The organism is Faecalibacterium sp. DFI.5.82, assembly GCF_029076575.1.
In the GTDB taxonomy this organism is placed as follows: domain Bacteria; phylum Bacillota; class Clostridia; order Oscillospirales; family Ruminococcaceae; genus Faecalibacterium; species Faecalibacterium duncaniae.
Genome location: NZ_JARFIS010000001.1, coordinates 203,370 through 220,636, shown reverse-complemented (window position 1 = coordinate 220,636; position 17,267 = coordinate 203,370). Strand labels below are relative to the sequence as shown.

Below are 17,267 nucleotides of genomic sequence, written 5' to 3'. Positions count from 1 at the left end.
ACGAGCACAATACTTTGTGCGAAGTGGATGCTGGGAGCCGCAACCCGTACGCTGTCGAGCAACGCGAGACTGAGAGGTTTCATTCATTATGAACACATACGTCACAGGCAGCACCATCCGGCAGCTGCGGGAAGCCAAGGGCCTGACCCAGGCAGAGCTTGCCGGAACGCTTTCTGTCAGCGCTAAGACCATTTCCAAGTGGGAGACCGCCAAGGGTCTGCCCGATATCTCCCTGCTGGAACCGCTGGCTGCGGCTCTGGGGGTCAGCGTGCTGGAGCTGATGCAGGGAGAACCCATCATCAACCGGAACCGGGCAGCCAACCTGCTGCGGAGCAAGCTCTACGTCTGCCCTCTCTGCGGCAATGTGCTCCACGCCACCGGACAGGCTGTGGTGAGCTGCTGCGGCATCACCCTGCCTGCGCTGGACATCGCCGAAGCCGAGGATGCCGACGAGCATCATCAGTTGACTGTGGAGCGGGTGGAGGACGAGCTCTTCGTCACCCTGCACCACCCCATGGAGAAAAACCATTACATCTCGTTTCTGGCCTACCTCACCGGCGATAAGCTGCAGCTGGTCAAGCTCTACCCCGAGGGAGATGCCTCTGCCCGCTTCTCCCTGCGGGGCGCGGGTGTGCTTTACTTCTACTGCAACTGCCACGGCCTGATGAAGGCTCCGGATTTCCGCACCGCCACCCGGCGCACCTCACCCCAGAAGATCCACCTGCGGGAGCCGGATGAGGGCGACCGGGAACAGGTAATGGCCTACCGGGAAGAATTTTTGGCCATCGGCTCCCGGATGGACGGCACCTCGGCTCTGGACAAATATGCCGACTTCGATGCCTGGCTGGCCCAACTCCGCAAGCTGAAAGACCCGGCCACAACCCCCGCCGGTCTCGTGCCCGCCACGGAGTATCTGGCTCTGGACGAGCATGAGCATCTGGTGGGCATGACCAACCTGCGCCACCGGCTCAACGATTACCTGCTGACCTACGGCGGGCACATCGGGTACAGCGTCCGCCCCTCGGAGCGGCAGAACGGCTACGCCACCCAGATGCTTCGCCTGACGCTGGAAAAGGCAAAAGAACGAGGCATCGAAAAGGTGCGCATCTGCTGCGACCATTACAACGTTGCCTCAGCAAAGACCATCCGCGCCAACGGCGGCGTGCTGGAGGATGAGCAGTTCGATTCCTCCGATGGAACGCTGACACAGCGGTATTGGATACAGAATAAGTAAAAAGAGGCTGTTGCCAAACTCCTTCCGTCATTGCTCACGCGATGCCACCTCCCTCAATGAGGGAGGCTTTCACAGATTGCCATTACGTCAAGGCTCCCTCCAAGAGGGAGCTGGCGCGGCGAAGCCGTGACTGAGGGAGTTGTCGGCAGCAGCCTTTCTCTATTTCAGCCCAAATGGAACATATCGATCAGCACCACGGCGGCCAGGCCATAGTAGACCACCACAGCCACCAGATCATTGATGGTGGTGATGAGCGGGCCGGAAGCCACGGCGGGGTCGATGTGGATCTTATGGAACAGCATGGGGATGACCGTGCCCACCAGGCTGGAGATCACCATGGCCACGACCAGAGATACGCCCACACAGCCCGAGAGCAGGAAGGCTTCACCCCAGGCGTAGGCCTTGAAGAAGTGGATGTAGCAGCCCAGGAAGCCCAGCGCCAGCACGGCCAGCAGTGCACCGTTGGTCAGGCCCACCCGCATTTCCTTCCAGAGCAGCTGGAGCTTTTTGGCAGTAGTCAGGTTCTCGTCCACCAGCACACGGATGGTCACAGCCAGCGACTGGGTGCCCACATTGCCGGCCATATCCAGCACCATGGACTGGAAGCAGATGACGATGGGCAGCACCGCCACCACCGATTCAAACGCACCCACCACCGAGGACACCAGCATCCCGAGGAACAGCAGGGCGATCAGCCAGGGCAGGCGCTTTTTCACACTCTGGAACACACCCTCGTTCAGGTCCTCCTCGCTGGTCAAGCCGCCGAGTTTTGCGTAATCATCGCCCATCTCGTCGTCCACCAGCTCGACCACATCCGCCGAGGTGATGATGCCCAGCAGCTTCCCGCTGTCGTTCAGGACAGGGAGCGAGCGCTCGGCGTAGTCCACGATGCGGTCGATGCAGTCGCTGATCTTCTCGTGGTCGGTGACGTAGGGGTAGGAGCGGGCGATCAGCTTTTCCAGGCGCTCCTCCGCACGGGCCACGATGAGGTCTTTCAGGTCGATGGCACCATAAAAGTGCTCGTTCTCATCCACTACATACAGGGTGGAGATGTTATCGTTCTCGCCTGCCTGCTTCACCAGCTCACTCATGGCCTGCCGGATGGTCATATCCCTGCGGATGCAGATGTAGTTGGTGGTCATGCAGCTGCCGATCTCGTCCTCGTGATAGGAGAGCAGCAGCTGCACATCATCGGCGGCATCCTTGTCCAGCTGGTGGACGATCTTTGCCTTATCGTCCTCTTCCAGGTCATCCAGAGCATCCACGGCATCGTCCGAATCCATGTGGGAGATGACCCGGGCGGCCCGCTCGGGGTCCAGCTCCTTCAGGTAAGGCTCTGCGTCGTCCAGATAGGAGAAGATCTCTGCCACCGTATCAACGCCCAGTGCGGTGTACACCTTCTGGCGCTCCTCCGGTGTCAGGGCCGTCAGGGCATCGGCCAGGTCATTTTCATGGTAATCGGACAGCTTTTCAGCCAGATCTGCCTGGGGCAGACCACTGTGGATGATGTCCAGAATCTCCTGCACATAATTTTTCTTCTGCATGGTTTGGTCCCTCCGTTTCCCGTTTCCGGGCATAAAAAATACACCGCATCGGTCTGGTTACAACTCCTGCGGTGTACAAAGGGCATGCAGTTCAGGATGCGGCTAACACGTTTGCACGGCCCGCATCGCAGGAGAAGCGTTGTTTGGGGTGATCCGTATGGTCACTGGACATGGAAACAAACTCCTCCTTGGTGTAAGATTTTTCTTTCGGCCCCGTTATCATACTACGCCGGGCCGGATTTTTCAACCCCTTTTACAGTTTTTTTACCGGATTATTGCGATATTGCACAAAGAAGAGCTTACTTCTTATACTTCCCATACCACTGCACTGACAGCCTCCAGGAAAGTGCATACAGCACCAGCACCGCTGCCAGCACACCGACGATGGCAATGGCCGCGCCCGGTTCCGGCACGGCATCCATCAGGACCATCCCGCCGCCCAGAGCAGCGCCCATTCCGGCAAACATCAGCATGTAGAGCATCCGCGCCTTTTCTGCGCCAAAACGGTAGTACAGCGGCAGCATGATCCCGTTTATCAGCAGGATGGAAGCTGCGCCCGCCCCCAGCAAAAGGCCGATCGGCATCGCAGGAAGCGGTTTTCCCATCCAGAACAGGATGCCGCAGAAAATTCCATTCAGCGCCGCAGAGACCGCCGTGCAAAGCAGACCCACGAGATATTTTTCTGCCACCTGAAGTTCCTTGCTCAGCGGCAGGGCAAAGCTGTACTCCGTCCACCCGCTGGCGTGGTCGTAGGAAAGCAGGTAGGCGGGCATGAATCCCAGAAAAACAGCTGAATAATTCACCGCAAAGCTCGAATCCCCGGAAGTGCTCAGGGTCCAGATCGCCAGCACGGCCAGCACCGTGAGGTACATCATCCGCATATTTGTTTTGACTTGATACCAGTCTTTCAGCAGCAGCCCTTTCATCGCACATTCTCCCCTTTCACCATCAAAACGAACAGTTCTTCGATGCTCACCGGTGTCAGGGTGCTGCCCGCCGGGACAAGTTCCCTCTTCACCAGTGCCTCGGCCCCGTAAGCTGTCACCCGACGGCTGACGATGGCGTTTTTATCCAGCTCCTCCAATTGCCCGGCAGTGCCGTGCCAGAGGGCGTACTCCTCCCGCAGCGTGTCCTTGTCCTCACAGAGCAGGAGCTTCCCCTTGTGCAGAAAGGCAATGGTATCGCAGAGCTTTTCCAGATCGCTGACGATGTGGGACGAGATCAAAATTGCATGGTTCTCATCCCGCACAAAGTCCAGCAGCAGATCGATGAGCTCATCCCGCACCACCGGATCCAGGCCGCTGGTGGCTTCGTCCAACAGCAGCAGCTTGGGGTGGTGGGAAAGCGCCACGGCAAGGCACTGTTTCATCTTCATGCCGGTGGAGTAGTCGGCGTAGCGCTTTTTCTCCGGCAGTTCAAAGCGCTTACAATAATCCGCGTAAGCTGCGGCATCCCAGTTCGGGTAGATGCCGGCCATCACTTTCCCCACCTGCGGCGCGGTCAGGCAGGTGGGGATGCCCTCGCCGCCCAGCACCACGCCGATATCGGCTTTGGCAAGCGGGGTGATCCCCTCCTGCCCGAACAGCTTCACAGTGCCAGCGTCCCCGTCGATCATGTCCAGGATCAGCTTAATGGTCGTGCTCTTGCCCGCGCCGTTCTCACCGATCAGCCCGCAGACTGTGCCGCCGGGCAGTTCCAGATCAATGGGCCCCAGCGCAAAATCCGGGTAGTGCTTTTCAAGGCCGTGCAGTTCTAATGCGTTCATGGTTCATTCCTCCCACAGCAATTCCAACATTTCAGTCAGTTCCTGTTTGGTCAGCCCGCAGGGTACCGCCAGCCGGACGGCTTCCGTCAGGTGTGCTTCGATTTTTTTCAGGTTCTCTTCCCGGAGCAGCTCGGTGTTTTTCGCCGCCACGAAAAAACCCTTGGCGGGCACGGCGTACAAAAAGCCCTCCTGTTCCAGCTCATCGTAGGCCCGCTTTGTGGTGATCACGCTGATGCGCAGATCCCGCGCCAGCCCCCGGATGGACGGCATAGCTTCCTCCGACTGCAGTTCCCCGCTCAAAATCTGGTTCTTGATCTGGGTGTAGAGCTGCTCGTAGATGGGTGCGCCGCTCTTGTTATCGATGAAAAGATTCATGTCTGCCGCCTCCGTTACATCTGTATATTTACAGTATATACAGTAGATACATAATTGTCAATAGGCAGACACAAAAAAGCAGCTCTCCCGTTGGACGGGAAAGCTGCTTTTTCATCTGATCAGGCTCTGACTGTGGAGCGGCTTAGTAGGCCACGCCCCAGTAGACCATCTTGCTGGCGGGCTTGCCGCAGCAGGGGCAGACATCGCTGAGGTGCTCCTGCTCAAAGGGCATGCAGCGGCTGGACAGGCCAGCCTCTTCCTTCATCTTCATCTCGCAGGCCAGGTCGCCGCACCACATGGTCTTGATGTAGCCGGTGTTGGCCTTGGCCAGCTCCTTGACCTCCTCCATGGTGGTGGCTGCCCAGGTGCGCTTCTCGCGGTTGGCAAGGGCACGCTCGTACAGGTCCTTGCGCAGGGCCTCCAGCTGGGCCGGGATCGCAGTCTCCAGCTCGTCCAGGCTCACGAAGATCTTTTCACGGGTGTCGCGGCGAACCAGCACGCACTGGTTCTTTTCCAGATCCTTGGGGCCGATCTCCAGGCGCAGGGGCACGCCCTTCATCTCCCACTGGGAGAACTTCCAGCCGGGGGCGTTGTCGCTGTCGTCCAGCTTGACGCGGGCATACTTGCTGATTTTCTCAGTCAGCTCGGCGGCCTTCTCGGAAACGCCGGGCTTGTGGGCGGCGATGGGCACGACCACGACCTGGATGGGGGCCACTGCCGGGGGCAGGATCAGGCCGTCGTCATCGCCGTGGGTCATAATGATGGCACCCACCAGACGGGTGGAAACGCCCCAGCTGGTCTGGAACGGGTGATGCAGCTGGTTGTCGCGGCCGGTAAAGGTCACGTCGTAAGCCTTGCTGAACTTATCGCCGAAGTAATGGCTGGTGCCGCTCTGCAGGGCCTTGCCGTCCTTCATCATGGCTTCGATGGTATAGGTAGCCTCGGCACCGGCAAACTTCTCCTTATCGGTCTTGCGGCCCTTGACAACAGGGATGGCCAGATCCTGCTCGCAGACATCCGCGTAGCAGTTCAGCTGCTGCTGGGTCTCAGCCTCGGCCTCAGCGGCAGTCTCGTGGATGGTGTGGCCTTCCTGCCACCAGAACTCACGGCTGCGCAGGAAGGGACGGGTAGTCTTTTCCCAGCGCACCACGCTGCACCACTGGTTGTACTTCATGGGCAGCTCACGGTAGCTGTGCAGCACGCGGGACCAGTGGTCACAGAACATGGTCTCGCTGGTGGGACGCACCGCCAGGCGCTCTTCCAGCTTGTCGGAGCCGCCCATCGTGACCCACGCCACCTCCGGCGCGAAGCCATTGACCAGCTCGCCTTCCTTCTGCAGCAGGCTCTCGGGGATCAGCACGGGCATGGCCACGTTCTCGTGACCGGTTGCCTTGAACCGGGCATCCATGTCCTTCTGGATCAGCTCCCAGATGGCCTGACCATAGGGGCGCAGGATGATGAAGCCCTTGACACTGGAGTACTCCACCAGCTCTGCCTTGACGCAGATGTCGGTGTACCACTGTGCAAAGTTTTCTTCCTGGCTGGTGATCGCCTGCACAAGCTTCTTGTTGTCTTTTGCCATTTTGTTATATCCTCCTAAGCCGTGCGCCAAACGCCTGTGTTCCAGCCGTTCCGCACGAGCTCATATTAAAAGCCCCGCTGCAGTGCCGCCGTGTGCAGCGCTGCGGGTGCGGGGCCTTTTTGCAAAACTGTTATCAGCCCTTGTGGCTGTCCACAAATTCCACCACGTCGCCCACGGTGCGCAGATTCTCGATGGCATCGTCCGGCACTTCAATGCCGAACTCATCCTCCAGCGTCATCACCATGTCCACGATATCCAGGCTGTCGGCCTCGAAATCACTCATAATGTCGCTCTCCATCGTGATCTTAGCAGGGTCAATATCCAGCTGCTCTGCCAGCAGTGCACGGATCTTTTCAAAAGTATCCATCGTCGCGGTCTCCTTTTGTCAATGATTCTTTCTTCTCTGCCTGCACGCCCTCTCCGGCGCGCAAAAGCACTCTCTCTTTTTATATCCCATGGGCCGTATCTTGTCAAGCCCTGTTTTGCATTCCGGCCCTTTACGGGCAGAAAAAACCGATGAAAATTGCACAAAGCCCTCTTTTTTGCTTGACAGAAGCCCGTTTGATTCTTATGATTATATGTGACGAACCAAACCTCTCAGCCATGCTGCATCAGCATGGCCGCAGAGGTCCCGCCTGTAAAGGAGAATGCTCCATGAAATTGTCATTTACCAAGATGCAGGGCTGTGCCAATGATTACATCTATCTGGACTGCCGTGCATCCGGTGTGCCCGCAGACATTGCCGCGCTTGCACAGCGGCTCTCTGCCCGGCATTTTTCCGTGGGTGCAGACGGCATCATCTGCATCTGCGCCCCTGTGACCCCTGGGGCCGATGGCCGGATGCGCATTTTCAACGCAGACGGCAGCGAGGCCCAGATGTGCGGCAACGGCGTGCGCTGTGTGGCCGAGTGGCTCTACACCCACGGGGTGGAAAAGCCTGTCCTGACCATCGATACCAACAGCGGTGTCAAGCGCATCAGCCGACAGGGCGCACAGCTGTGGCAGGTGGAGATGGGCGCTTACAGCACCCTGCCGGCCGACCTGCCTGCCATCCACATGGGCGAAAGCCCGCTGGTGGATCAGCCGCTCACCGTAGAGGGAAAAGTGTGGAAGGTGACCTGCATCAGCGTGGGCAACCCCCACTGCGTGACCGTGGTGGAGGATATGGACAGCCTGAAGCTGGAAGCCATCGGCCCGGCGTTCGAGCATCACGCCAACTTCCCGGAGCGCATCAACACCGAGTTCGTGCAGGTGGTGGATGCCGCCCACCTGAAGATGCGGGTATGGGAACGCGGCAGCGGCGAGACCTGGGCCTGCGGCACCGGCACCTGCGCCACCGTGGCGGCTCTGACCGAACTGGGCATCTGCCCCGCCGGGCAGGAAATCCATGTGCAGCTGCGCGGCGGTGAGCTGGTCATCCGGGTACTGCCCGGCAGGCAGCTGCTGATGACCGGCAGCGCTGTCACGGTGTACGAGGGAGTTGCGGAAGTTTAACATCCTCGCCCTCTCCGTCATTGCTTTGCAATGCCACCTCTCCCAAAGGGAGAGGCAATTGCGGCTCAACGGTCAGCTTCTGCTGGCGTAGACGCTGCATCGGCTCTCCCTTTGGGAGAGCTGGACGCGAAGCGGCCTGAGAGGGCGGGCAATCATATAAAGTGAGGGAACAACTTATGAAAATGAATCACCATTACGGCGAGCTGAAGGCAAGCTACCTGTTCGTGGACATTGCCCACAAGGTGGCCGCCTATCAGGAAGCACACCCCGAAAAGGAGATCATCCGCCTGGGCATCGGCGATGTGACCCAGCCTCTGGCAAAGTGCGTGGTCACCGCCATGCAGGATGCCGCCGCTGAGATGGGCACCAAGGAGGGCTTCCACGGCTATGGCCCCGAGCAGGGCTATCCGTTCCTGAAGCAGGCCATTCAGGGCTACTACGCAGGCCGCGGCACCCAGCTGGCTGAGGACGAGATCTTTATCTCCGACGGTGCCAAGAGCGACCTGGCCAATGTGCTGGGCCTGTTTGATGTGGACAACACCGTTCTGGTCCCGGACCCAGTGTACCCCACCTATGTGGACGACAACGTGACCGACGGCCGCAAGATCATTTACGGCCGCACCAGTCAGGAGAACGGCTTCCTGGGAATGCCCGATGACAGCGTGAAGGCTGACATCATCTACATCTGCAGCCCCAACAACCCCACCGGTGCCGCCTACACCCGCGAGCAGCTCAAGGCCTGGGTGGACTACGCCAAAAAGAACAACGCCGTTATCCTGTACGATGCCGCCTACGAGTGCTTCATCACCGATCCCGCTCTGGCACGCAGCATCTTTGAGGTAGAGGGTGCCCGCGAGTGCGCCATTGAGATCTGCTCCTTCTCCAAGATCGCAGGCTTCACCGGCACCCGCTGCGGCTACACCATCGTGCCCCACGAGCTGGAGCGCGAGGGCATGAACCTGAACAAGCTGTGGCTGCGCCGCCAGACCACCAAGTTCAACGGCGTGCCCTACGTCGTTCAGCGCGCTGCTGCCGCCGTGTTCACCGAGAGCGGCATGGCTGAGATCCAGGCCAACCTCGATTACTACCGCCAGAACGCCAAGGTCATTGCCGATGCGCTGGACGAGTGCGGCGTGTGGTACTGCGGCGGCAAGAACAGCCCCTACATCTGGCTGCGCTGCCCCGGCGGCATGAAGAGCTGGGAGTTCTTCGACTGGCTGCTGGAGAACTGCGGCGTGGTCGGCACCCCGGGTGTCGGCTTCGGCGAGTGCGGCGAGGGCTACTTCCGCCTGACCGCCTTCGGCGATGCCGAAAAGACCAAGGTCGCCGCCCAGCGCATCAAGGCCGCCATCCAGACTCTGTAATCTTACACAAACAAAAAGGCGATGCAGTTTTGAACAACTGCATCGCCTTTTTCTTTTATTTCCGGCCCGTCAGCCGGTTCAGCAGCATCACTGCCAGAACAATGATGCCGATGACAAGGATGATGCCGACCATCCCGATCAGCATCATCGGCAGCGTGGTCATCCACGAAGTAAGATGAAGCATGCGATCACCTCCGTTAAGCCATCAGGGTCAGGATCAGGCCGCCTGCAATGACGGACGCGATCTGTCCCGAAACGTTGACGCTGATGGAATACATCAGCAGGAAATTCTGGTTGTCCTCTTCCAGGCCCATCTTGTTGACCACACGGCCGCTCATGGGGAAGGCCGAAATGCCAGCCGCGCCGATCATGGGATTCAGCTTTTTGCCCTCCGGCCGGAAAAGGTTCAGCAGCTTTGCAAACAGCACGCCGCCTGCCGTATCAAAGACAAAGGCCACCAGACCCAGTACAAGGATGAGCAGGGTGTCGGGCCGCACGAACTTGTCGGCGGTCATCTGCCCGGCAACGGTCAGGCCCAGCACGATGGTGATAAGGTTTGCCAGCACATTCTGGGCGGTCTCGCTCAGCACATTCAGCACCCCGCACTCCCGCAGCAGGTTGCCGAACATCAAAAAGCCCACCAGCGCCACACTGGCCGGAGCCACCATGCCTGCAATGATCGTGACCACGATGGGGAACAGGATCTTGGTCAGCTGGGAAACACTGCCCTTTTCATAGGACATCCGGATGCGGCGCTCCTTCTGCGTGGTCAGCAGCCGGATCACGGGCGGCTGCACGATGGGCACCAGCGCCATGTAGCTGTAGGCTGCCACCATGATGGCACCGAGGTACTGGGAGTTGAGCGTGTTGGCCACGAAAATGGCGGTGGGGCCGTCTGCCGCACCGATGACAGCGATGGAGGCAGCATCCTTCAGGTCAAAGAAGAAGCCCGCCAGAAACAGCGTAAAGAAGATGCCGAACTGGGCCGCCGCACCAAAGAGCATCAGCCACGGCTTTTCCAGCAGCGGGCCAAAATCGATCATGGCACCGATGCCGATGAAGAGCAGCAGCGGGAACAGCTCGTTGGACATGCCCGCTTCAAACAATGCAGAGATGGGGCCCACCGTATCCCCCTGCGTGATGGCACCCGAAAGGGGCAGGTTGACCAGAATGGCACCAAAGCCCATGGGCAGCAGCAGGCTCGGCTCCATCTTTTTGGCGATGGCAAGGTAGATGAGCAGCGCACCGATGCCCCACATTACCACCATCTGCCAGGTCAGATTCCCAAAATTGGAAAAGAGACTGGCGAATGTGTTCAGAAGATCCATATTTATTTTTCCTCCTTGTGTTCCGATGCCGGGCAAGAAAAAAGAGACCCCTGCCACAGCACTCTGTCTGTGACAAAAGTCTCAAGCCAACACATGACATCGGGCATTTCTGCCGTGATGACGCTGCCATGCAGCATCCCCGCAGGCCCTGCGGGATGCCCTTTACTCCCTTTTATCGATTCTAATTAAATCAGAATGCAGTCCCCTCTGTCAAGGGGTTCCTACATTTCTTTGCCAAACTTTGCTTCAGCGCTCAAACGTTGTGCTGAGGGTGGTCTCCCAGGTCTGGCCGGGGGCAAGGCAGGCGGCAGCGGCGCGCTGGCTCCACTCCTGGGGATCGGTCTGGGCACCGGGCAGGGAGTGCCACGGCTCAATGCAGACAAAGCGCACAGGCTTTGCCGGAGCCGACCAGATGAGGGTATAGGGGTAGCCCTCCACATTGCAGACGATCCCCTTGCCGGTGTCCTTCTCGTAGATGCCCAGTGTGCGGCTGCGCAGACCGGCCATGCAGAAGCTGTCGTTCTCAAACAGATCGTCTGTCAGGGGGATGCTCTGCTCATTCTTCCACCGGTAACCGCACTTGCCGGTCAGCAGACCGTTGGGGTAAGCGTCCAGGATCATCGGGCTTTCCGGCTGGTCGAAGCGGAATTCGTAATCGGTGGTGGTGTGCTTGTCATCAAAGGGGATGCGGAACGCCGGGTGGTAGCCGATGCCGAACTGCAGTTCCTCGGCGGCATCGGCGGGGTTGGTGACGGTCAGGGTGTGGTGCACCGTCCTGCCCTCCAGCCGGAAGGTGCTGGTCAGGACAAAATCAAACGGGAAGCGCTCTGCCTTGCTCTTTTCATCCGAGCGCAGCTCCAGCCGGATGGTGTCGCCCTCGGCGCAGAGCAGGGTGTGCTCCACGTCCCGGGCAAAGCCGTGCTGACCGCCGGGGTAGGTCTTGCCCTTATGGGTAAAGGCCCCGCCGGTCAGCTTGCCTGTCCAGGGGAAAAGGATGGGGGCATGGCGCTTCCAGACAGCTGGGTCGGCCTGCCAGAGCATCTCCTGCCCGGCGGCATTTTTCAGGCTGACTGCTTCGGCACCATGGGTATCCACGGTCAGGGTCAGGAATTCGTTGTGAATGGTTGCCTGCATGATTCATCTCTCCTTTTTATCTGTTGACGATGTGCTCGCCGTTTCCTTCCAGCCAGGTGCGCAGGTTCCGGGTGGTAATGTCCATCAGGTTCTGCAATGCCTCCCGGGTCGTCCACGCAATGTGCGGTGTGAGGATCGCGTGGGGTTCTGCCCGCAGGGGGCTTTCCTGAGGCAGAGGCTCGGTGACAAAGGCATCGGCTCCGTAAAAGCCCAGCTGACCGCTGTGGAGGGCCGCTGCCACGGCCTCCTCATCCACCAGCGCGCCCCGGGCCGTGTTGAGCAGAATGGCCCCGGGCTTCATCTTCGCCAGCGCCTCCGCGTTGACAAGGCCCCGGGTCTGGGGCGTGGCCGGGCAGTGCAGGCTGAGGATATCGCACCGCCTCAGCAGGGTATCATAATCCACAAACTCCACACCGTCGGCGGCGTATTCGGGCCGGACGGTGCGGGTGCAGACCAGCACCTCCATGCCAAAGGCCCTGGCAATGCGGGCCGACTGCCGCCCGATGCTGCCATAGCCGTAAACGCCATAGGTCTTGCCATAGAGCTCCATCTGGGGCAGCAGGCCGATGCTCTCCGGGATATCCAGCTGCCAGCATCCCTGCTTGACGGCACGGTTGTAGCGCTCCGCGCACTGGCAGATGGCCAGCAGCAGGCTGAAGGTCATTTGGGCCACGCTGTAGGTAGAATAGCCCGGCACATTGGCCACTGCAACGCCGTGGCGGCGGCAGGCTTCCAGATCCAGGTTGTCGGTGCCCGTGGCGATGATGCCCACCCATTTCAGGTTCGGGCACTGCTGTAAGATCTTCTCATCCATGCGGCACTTATTCAGCAGAACGATGTCCGCATCTCCAATGCGGGGGGCGATCTCCTCGTAGGCCGTGCGGACATAGCTGGCGGTATCGGGCACCAGCGCCTTTACCCCCGACCAGTCGAGGTCGCCTTCCTCCATGACATAGCTTTCCAGAATGACAGCTTTCATCTCAGTCCTCCAACAATACGTCCTCGCTCAGCACCTGACCGATGGGCTTGGCAATGCACAGGTCGGCCTGCGCATCGGCCCCGGTGGGCTGCATATTGATGACCACCAGATGGCGGCCCCGGAAGTACCGGATAAGCCCCGCCGCCGGGTAGACCACCAGACTGGTGCCGCCGATGATGAGAGTATCCGCCTTGCGGATGGCAGACACGGCCCCGGAGAGCACCTCCTCGTCCAGCCCTTCCTCGTACAGGACGACATCCGGCTTGACGATGCCGCCGCACTTGGGGCAGCGGGGCACGCCGGTACTGTTGGCAATGAAGTCCACATCGTAGAACGCGCCGCACTTCACGCAGTAGTTGCGCAGGGTGCTGCCGTGGAGCTCGTAAACGGTCTTGGAGCCCGCCGCCTGATGCAGGCCGTCGATGTTCTGGGTGACGATGGCTTTCAGCCTGCCCTCCCGCTCCAGCTTTGCCAGCCGCAGGTGGGCAGCGTTGGGCTTTGCCCCCTTCACAATGAGCTTATCCCGGTAGAACCGGTAAAACTCCTCGGGGTTCTCCTCCCAGAAGGTGTGACTCAGGATGGTCTCGGGCGGGTAATCGTACTTCTGGTGGTACAGGCCGTCCACGCTGCGGAAATCAGGGATGCCGCTTTCGGTGGAGACCCCCGCGCCGCCAAAAAAGACGATGCGGTCGCTCTCGGCAATGATTTTTTCCAGTGCAGGAACCATAAAAGAAACGCTTCCTTTCCGGCAGATCGTTGTGTTTTGGATAGCTCCAGTATAACACAAATCCAGAGGAAAGGAAGCGTTTCTTTTTTGATGGGATCGTCCCCTTGCTCAGCGCCCGTTTTCGGCAAACAGGGTCCCCAGCGCATCCAGCAGATCATGCGGGAGCATCCCGGTTTCCCCGTGCAGGGCAGCGGCACGGTCGGCAGCTGCACCATGGAGATAAACGGCACAGGCAGCGGCCTCAAAGGCAGGCAGGCCGCAGGCCAGCAGGGCGCTGGTCATGCCCGCCAGCACATCCCCGCTGCCGCCCCGGGAAAGCCCCGGGTTGCCGGTGGGATTGACCGCACAGCGGCCATCCGGCCCTGCAATGACGGTATGTGCCCCCTTCAGCACCACCACAGCATTCCATACTTTCGCATAGCGCAGCGCCGTGCCTTCCCGGTCCGCGTTGATCTCTGCCGCAGAGTGTCCGGTCAGCCGGGCCATCTCGCCGGGGTGGGGCGTTAAAATCAGTTCTCCTTGAGGGTGAAGCATTTTTTCCGTTTGGAGCAGGTCAGCGGCGGCGTTCAGGCCGTCCGCATCCAGCACTGCACTGCCGGAAAAACCGGGCAGGAGCGTTTTTACCAGCGCCCGGGTCTCGGCGGCACGGGCCGCGCTCTGGGCCGTATAGCCCAGCCCGGGGCCCGCCAGCAGAACAGAGGCCTTTTGCCGCCGGATTCGGTCGATATTTTGGGGCGAGATGCCGCCCTCTGCCCCCGCTTCGCAGGGGCAGAGGCAGCACTCCGGCAGGCGGGCGGCCACCGCTGCCAGCACCGGCTCCACACTTGCCAGTGTAACGATACCGGCCCCTGTGCGCAGGGCACCTTCCACGGCCAGCGCCGCCGCGCCCCGGTAGGACGCACTGCCCGCCACCGCCAGCACGGAGCCAAAGGTCCCCTTATGCGCATCCCGGGGGCGGGGCTGGATCTTTTGCCAAACAAAATCAGAAGTTGTTTTGAACATAGGCTTCTCCTTCGTACAACCTCTCAGTCGGGCTTGCGGCTCAACCCCCCAGTCGCCTGCGGCGACAGCCCCCACTAGTAGGGGGGCCCTTGGCATTTCGTAAAGCTCGCCCTCTTTGCCAAGCAATGACGGAGAGGTTTAATCCGTTCCCTGCAAACACCTCCGGATCTCCTTCTCCGCCTCCTGCACCTCTTCATGGAACATGCGGGCAGAGACACGGAGGGCACCATGGCCCAGGATGATGACCTGTTCCATGCCATCGGAGGTGGCCACGCGGACGCGGCGGCCCTTGCCGATTTCATGGGTGACACGCTCGATGAACATATCGGCGGTCTCGGCTTCCCGGGTGTAGACCACATGGATATTGTGGTACTGCTCTATGCTGCCGGGGCTGCCCGGCACACGGTAGGCATCGAACACAAGGATGAGCACGCACTTCTTAAAGCCCTGATAGTTGCAGAGGATGTCCATCAGCCTGTGGCGGGCCGCTTCCAGGCTCTCTTTGGAGAGTGCGTTCAGCTCGTCCCATGCAAAGATGATGTTGTAGCCGTCCACCAGCAGGTATTCGGGCTGGATCTCCCACTGCTCGGCGTTGAAATCGGGGCGTTCTCGCTTCTGGGTGGGGCGGAACGCCGCCAGCGGGTCCCGCTTGATGGGCCCATAGGTCTGTTCAAAGATCTTCAGCAGCTCAGCATCCTCTTCCAAAGTAGCACGATAGGCGGCCATCCGGCGGGGACGGGCCTGCACCGTTTCCTCGGTCTTTGCAGTCTTGCCCCAGCCACTGTCTACATGCATGTGGCTGCGCACCTGCTCCCAGGGTACCACAAATCCGGCCCCGTGGGCGCAGAACACCGAATCCGCCGGGTTGTCGAGGTCGTGTTCCGGCTCATAGCCCGCAGCCTCGATGACCTCCGCCGCATTGTGGCAGGGGCGGTAGCCGTCCAGCGTCAGGGTCAGGTGTCCCCTGCCCCGGGTGTAGCCCACCACCTCCATGGGGTAGCTGCGCATGGTGGAGGCCGGTGCCGTGCCGGTGAGCAGGGTGGTATCCCCGTCGGCTCCGGTCTCGGGCGGGTCAAAGCTGCCGCCCATGTTCTGGATATCGTTCATGGCGCGTCCCACGTTGTCAGAGGGCAGCTCCAGCCGGAAGGCATACCACGGCTCCAGCAGCTGGGTCTTGTGGATCTGGTCTGCCATCATCAGGCCCTGCCGGACGGCGCGGTAGGTTGCCTGCCGGAAGTCGCCGCCCTCGGTGTGCTTGAGGTGAGCGCGGCCCGCAATGAGGGTGATCTTCACATCGGTCAGGGGTGCCCCGATGAGTACGCCCAGATGCTGCTTTTCCTCAAGATGCGTCAGCACCAGCCGCTGCCAGTTCTTGTCCAGCACCTCTTCCCGGCAGTCGGTGGCAAACTGCATTCCGCTGCCCCGGGGCAGCGGCTCCAGCTTGAGGTGGACTTCCGCATAATGGCGCAGGGGCTCGTAGTGGCCCACACCCTCTATGGCTTCGGTGATGGTCTCCTTATACAGGATTCCGCCGGGGCCGAAGCTGACCTCCAGCCCGTACCGCTCGGCCAGCAGGCTTTTCAGCACCTCCAGCTGGATCTCACCCATCAGCTGGACATGGATCTCGCCCAGGGTCTCGTTCCAGACCACATGGAGCTGGGGCTCCTCCTCTTCCAGCCGATGGAGCTTTCCCAGCGCGGCGTGCACGTCTGCGCCCTCGGGCAGCAGCACCTGATAGCTCAGAACCGGCTCCAGCACCGGCAGGTCGCTGTCCCGTTCCGCCCCCAGACCCTCGCCCGGGCGGGCTTTGGTCAGGCCGGTAACGGCGCACACCTGGCCGGGGCCGATGCACTCTGCCAGCGTAAACTTTGCGCCAGAGTAGAGCCGCAGCTGGTTGGCCTTTTCGGCCCATGGCTTCCCGTCGGCTTCTCCGGTGAGCTGGGCTTTCACCTTGAGCGCGCCGCCGGTCACCCGCAGCCAGGTCAGGCGGTTTCCCTGCTCATCCTGGCTCACCTTGAACACCTTGGCCCCGAAGGCTTCCAGCGCGGGGGCCGGGCGGGTATAGCGGTCAAGGCCCTCCACCAGCGCATCCACACCCTGCAGCTTCAGGGCTGAGCCAAACCAACAGGGAAACACATGCCGCCGGGCAATGGCGGGGATGAGGTCGGTATCGGTCAGGCTTCCCCGGTCCAGCATCGTCTCCATCAGCCGCTCATCGCAGAGAGCCAGCGCCTCGTCCCGGTCGGCCTGCTCTGCCCCAAAATCCACAAAGCCATCCCCCAGCCGACGGTTCAGCTGGGTCAGAAGCGCTTCCCTGCCCGGGCCGGGCAGATCCATCTTGTTCACGAACACAAAGGTGGGGATGCGGTACCGCCGCAGCAGCCGCCAGAGCGTCTCGGTATGGCTCTGCACGCCGTCGGTGCCGCTGATGACCAGCACCGCATAATCCAGCACCTGCAGTGTCCGCTCGGTCTCCGTGGAAAAATCCACATGGCCCGGGGTGTCCAGCAGGGTAAAATCGGTATCGCCCGCCGTGAAGAGGGCCTGCTTGGAGAAAATGGTAATACCGCGCGCCTTTTCCAGCGCGTCGGTGTCCAGAAAGGCATCCTTATGGTCCACCCGGCCCAGCTTGCGGATGGTGCCGGTGCCGTAGAGCAGGGCTTCGGAAAGGGTGGTCTTGCCGCTGTCCACATGGGCCAGAATGCCGATGACCAGCTGCTTGTGCTCTTGTTCCATGCC

Annotated in this window: 16 protein-coding genes; 3 read left to right on the top strand and 13 right to left on the bottom strand. The window is 60.6% G+C overall.

The window, feature by feature from the left end; all coding sequences use genetic code 11:
• The first annotated feature begins 88 nt into the window (after nucleotides 1-88).
• A complete protein-coding gene (locus P0G09_RS20875; RefSeq protein ID WP_154276453.1) occupies nucleotides 89-1,234 on the top strand; it encodes a GNAT family N-acetyltransferase in 1,146 nt (381 codons plus the stop codon).
• A gap of 164 nt (nucleotides 1,235-1,398) precedes the next feature.
• Here the strand turns inward: P0G09_RS20875 and mgtE are convergent, their stop codons facing one another.
• The 6 genes from mgtE to acpP all read right to left on the bottom strand — a co-directional run bounded on the left by mgtE (nucleotide 1,399) and on the right by acpP (nucleotide 6,867).
• The gene (gene mgtE, locus P0G09_RS01155; protein ID WP_342760504.1) at nucleotides 1,399-2,778 is read right to left on the bottom strand and encodes a magnesium transporter; all 1,380 of its coding nucleotides are present in this window, start codon (nucleotides 2,776-2,778) and stop codon (nucleotides 1,399-1,401) included.
• A gap of 299 nt (nucleotides 2,779-3,077) precedes the next feature.
• Nucleotides 3,078-3,704 carry an ABC-2 transporter permease gene (locus P0G09_RS01150; RefSeq protein ID WP_275251705.1) on the bottom strand — a complete coding sequence of 209 codons (627 nt, stop codon included), beginning with the start codon at nucleotides 3,702-3,704 and terminating at the stop codon, nucleotides 3,078-3,080.
• On the bottom strand, nucleotides 3,701-4,543 hold the full coding sequence (locus tag P0G09_RS01145; protein WP_156066260.1) for an ABC transporter ATP-binding protein: 843 nt from the start codon (nucleotides 4,541-4,543) through the stop codon (nucleotides 3,701-3,703). The genes P0G09_RS01150 and P0G09_RS01145 overlap by 4 nt, the downstream gene beginning before the upstream one ends.
• 3 nt (nucleotides 4,544-4,546) lie before the next feature.
• Nucleotides 4,547-4,918, bottom strand: coding sequence for a GntR family transcriptional regulator (locus tag P0G09_RS01140; RefSeq protein WP_275251704.1), 372 nt, complete (start codon nucleotides 4,916-4,918; stop codon nucleotides 4,547-4,549).
• Nucleotides 4,919-5,060: 142 nt separating this feature from the next.
• On the bottom strand, nucleotides 5,061-6,500 hold the full coding sequence (proS, locus tag P0G09_RS01135) for a proline--tRNA ligase (protein ID WP_275251703.1): 1,440 nt from the start codon (nucleotides 6,498-6,500) through the stop codon (nucleotides 5,061-5,063).
• Nucleotides 6,501-6,633: 133 nt separating this feature from the next.
• Nucleotides 6,634-6,867: an acyl carrier protein gene (acpP, locus tag P0G09_RS01130; RefSeq protein WP_005932296.1), complete on the bottom strand. Its 234-nt coding sequence runs from the start codon at nucleotides 6,865-6,867 to the stop codon at nucleotides 6,634-6,636.
• Between the two features lie 287 nt (nucleotides 6,868-7,154).
• Here acpP and dapF point away from each other — a divergent pair, with 287 nt between their 5' ends.
• Together dapF and P0G09_RS01120 are read left to right on the top strand one after the other, a co-directional pair.
• Nucleotides 7,155-7,994, top strand: coding sequence for a diaminopimelate epimerase (gene dapF / locus P0G09_RS01125; protein ID WP_275251702.1), 840 nt, complete (start codon nucleotides 7,155-7,157; stop codon nucleotides 7,992-7,994).
• 176 nt (nucleotides 7,995-8,170) lie between these two features.
• The gene (locus P0G09_RS01120) at nucleotides 8,171-9,358 is read left to right on the top strand and encodes an LL-diaminopimelate aminotransferase (RefSeq protein ID WP_097770617.1); all 1,188 of its coding nucleotides are present in this window, start codon (nucleotides 8,171-8,173) and stop codon (nucleotides 9,356-9,358) included.
• A gap of 55 nt (nucleotides 9,359-9,413) precedes the next feature.
• On the opposite strand, the gene P0G09_RS01115 is transcribed toward P0G09_RS01120, so the two are convergent.
• The 7 genes from P0G09_RS01115 to P0G09_RS01085 form a co-directional block, all read right to left on the bottom strand.
• Nucleotides 9,414-9,542 (bottom strand): oxaloacetate decarboxylase, encoded by a 129-nt coding sequence (locus P0G09_RS01115; protein WP_097770616.1) that lies wholly within the window; start codon nucleotides 9,540-9,542, stop codon nucleotides 9,414-9,416.
• A gap of 13 nt (nucleotides 9,543-9,555) precedes the next feature.
• On the bottom strand, nucleotides 9,556-10,686 hold the full coding sequence (locus tag P0G09_RS01110) for a sodium ion-translocating decarboxylase subunit beta (protein WP_275251701.1): 1,131 nt from the start codon (nucleotides 10,684-10,686) through the stop codon (nucleotides 9,556-9,558).
• A 246-nt stretch (nucleotides 10,687-10,932) separates the two neighbouring features.
• Nucleotides 10,933-11,820 carry an aldose 1-epimerase family protein gene (locus P0G09_RS01105; protein ID WP_249258083.1) on the bottom strand — a complete coding sequence of 296 codons (888 nt, stop codon included), beginning with the start codon at nucleotides 11,818-11,820 and terminating at the stop codon, nucleotides 10,933-10,935.
• 16 nt (nucleotides 11,821-11,836) lie between these two features.
• A complete protein-coding gene (locus tag P0G09_RS01100) occupies nucleotides 11,837-12,799 on the bottom strand; it encodes a D-2-hydroxyacid dehydrogenase (protein WP_156068877.1) in 963 nt (320 codons plus the stop codon).
• A gap of 1 nt (nucleotide 12,800) precedes the next feature.
• Complete coding sequence (locus P0G09_RS01095; RefSeq protein ID WP_117535071.1) at nucleotides 12,801-13,526, bottom strand: NAD-dependent protein deacylase; 726 nt, start codon at nucleotides 13,524-13,526, stop codon at nucleotides 12,801-12,803.
• A gap of 108 nt (nucleotides 13,527-13,634) precedes the next feature.
• A complete protein-coding gene (locus P0G09_RS01090) occupies nucleotides 13,635-14,528 on the bottom strand; it encodes an NAD(P)H-hydrate dehydratase (RefSeq protein WP_275251700.1) in 894 nt (297 codons plus the stop codon).
• 138 nt (nucleotides 14,529-14,666) lie between these two features.
• Nucleotides 14,667-17,264: a TetM/TetW/TetO/TetS family tetracycline resistance ribosomal protection protein gene (locus P0G09_RS01085; RefSeq protein ID WP_275251699.1), complete on the bottom strand. Its 2,598-nt coding sequence runs from the start codon at nucleotides 17,262-17,264 to the stop codon at nucleotides 14,667-14,669.
• Nucleotides 17,265-17,267 lie beyond the last annotated feature (3 nt).

What these genes read in the sequence shown, in the direction of transcription:
- P0G09_RS20875 (WP_154276453.1), top strand. Translation starts at nt 89, where the DNA reads ATGAACACATACGTCACAGGCAGCACCATCCGGCAGCTGCGGGAAGCC.
- mgtE (WP_342760504.1), bottom strand. Translation starts at nt 2,778, where the DNA reads ATGCAGAAGAAAAATTATGTGCAGGAGATTCTGGACATCATCCACAGT.
- P0G09_RS01150 (WP_275251705.1), bottom strand. Translation starts at nt 3,704, where the DNA reads ATGAAAGGGCTGCTGCTGAAAGACTGGTATCAAGTCAAAACAAATATG.
- P0G09_RS01145 (WP_156066260.1), bottom strand. Translation starts at nt 4,543, where the DNA reads ATGAACGCATTAGAACTGCACGGCCTTGAAAAGCACTACCCGGATTTT.
- P0G09_RS01140 (WP_275251704.1), bottom strand. Translation starts at nt 4,918, where the DNA reads ATGAATCTTTTCATCGATAACAAGAGCGGCGCACCCATCTACGAGCAG.
- proS (WP_275251703.1), bottom strand. Translation starts at nt 6,500, where the DNA reads ATGGCAAAAGACAACAAGAAGCTTGTGCAGGCGATCACCAGCCAGGAA.
- acpP (WP_005932296.1), bottom strand. Translation starts at nt 6,867, where the DNA reads ATGGATACTTTTGAAAAGATCCGTGCACTGCTGGCAGAGCAGCTGGAT.
- dapF (WP_275251702.1), top strand. Translation starts at nt 7,155, where the DNA reads ATGAAATTGTCATTTACCAAGATGCAGGGCTGTGCCAATGATTACATC.
- P0G09_RS01120 (WP_097770617.1), top strand. Translation starts at nt 8,171, where the DNA reads ATGAAAATGAATCACCATTACGGCGAGCTGAAGGCAAGCTACCTGTTC.
- P0G09_RS01115 (WP_097770616.1), bottom strand. Translation starts at nt 9,542, where the DNA reads ATGCTTCATCTTACTTCGTGGATGACCACGCTGCCGATGATGCTGATC.
- P0G09_RS01110 (WP_275251701.1), bottom strand. Translation starts at nt 10,686, where the DNA reads ATGGATCTTCTGAACACATTCGCCAGTCTCTTTTCCAATTTTGGGAAT.
- P0G09_RS01105 (WP_249258083.1), bottom strand. Translation starts at nt 11,820, where the DNA reads ATGCAGGCAACCATTCACAACGAATTCCTGACCCTGACCGTGGATACC.
- P0G09_RS01100 (WP_156068877.1), bottom strand. Translation starts at nt 12,799, where the DNA reads ATGAAAGCTGTCATTCTGGAAAGCTATGTCATGGAGGAAGGCGACCTC.
- P0G09_RS01095 (WP_117535071.1), bottom strand. Translation starts at nt 13,526, where the DNA reads ATGGTTCCTGCACTGGAAAAAATCATTGCCGAGAGCGACCGCATCGTC.
- P0G09_RS01090 (WP_275251700.1), bottom strand. Translation starts at nt 14,528, where the DNA reads ATGTTCAAAACAACTTCTGATTTTGTTTGGCAAAAGATCCAGCCCCGC.
- P0G09_RS01085 (WP_275251699.1), bottom strand. Translation starts at nt 17,264, where the DNA reads ATGGAACAAGAGCACAAGCAGCTGGTCATCGGCATTCTGGCCCATGTG.